Raw genomic sequence first — 933 nt, forward strand, 5'->3', positions numbered from 1 at the left:
CTGCAATTTTTGAGAAATTAGAGAAAGTGTTCTTTAAAAGACCATTACCGGAAGATATCCTTTACTACATTTACGGCATTTTTTACAGCAATAGCTACAGGAAAACTTACGTTGAATATCTGAAAATTGATTTCCCGCGCGTTCCCCTTACCGCTAACTTCAAGCTTTTCAAAAAAATGGGCAAATTCGGCAAAGAACTGGCCGATTTGCATTTGCTGAAAAGTCCGGCGCTTAATCCACCAGTCGCTAAATTTCAGGGAAGCGGCGCAAATGACAGGATAGAAAAGATAACTTACAAAGAAGACGAACAGCGCATTTATATCAACAAGGATAAATATTTTGAAGGCGTTGCGCCGGAAGTTTGGAATTATCATATCGGCGGTTATCAAGTGCTGTCAAAATATCTCAAAGACCGCAAAGGCAGAAACATGGACGATGCCCCGCGGTACTGCCGCATCGTTACAGCATTAAGTAAAACGATTGAAATACAAAAAGAGATAGACAAAATTTATCCCGAAGTGGAAAAAGAACTTATCAAATTTTAAAAAGCAAACCTCGGAGCTGAACCATGGACATGAAAAAGCTCGAAAATATTGCAAAGAAAAGAAGTGGTAAAATTCACCTGATCAGTCCCGCAAAAGGCGGAAATATTCCTGTGGTGTCCGTATCGGGAAAAACTCTGGCTGAGGCCTGGGAAAATGCCATGATCGGGCTTTTCGTTTACGGCTGTGAAATCCGCACCCAGTACGATGCCAAAGACAAAAACGGCAATTACATCGATCCGCCGAGTAAAGATTGCACCATGCTCATTTCCATCGAGCAACCCACGTCCGAGCCGGTGATTCACATGGGAGGTCTTCCCGGCGGATTTGAAGATCTGGAAGAATACGTGCAGGAAGTCCGCGATGGCATAAAAGATCACTGGGTGCGCGA

2 protein-coding genes are annotated in these 933 nt (G+C 43.3%); both read left to right on the plus strand.

What is annotated here, in order from left to right; genetic code table 11:
- A partial coding sequence (locus tag GXO74_08435) for a DNA methyltransferase (GenBank protein ID NOZ61696.1) occupies nucleotides 1–545 on the plus strand: 545 nt, incomplete at its 5' end.
- A gap of 23 nt (nucleotides 546–568) precedes the next feature.
- The coding region (locus GXO74_08440) for a hypothetical protein (GenBank protein ID NOZ61697.1) at nucleotides 569–933 on the plus strand (365 nt) is incomplete at its 3' end.

Source organism: Calditrichota bacterium (assembly GCA_013152715.1).
GTDB lineage: Bacteria > Zhuqueibacterota > Zhuqueibacteria > Thermofontimicrobiales > Thermofontimicrobiaceae > 4484-87.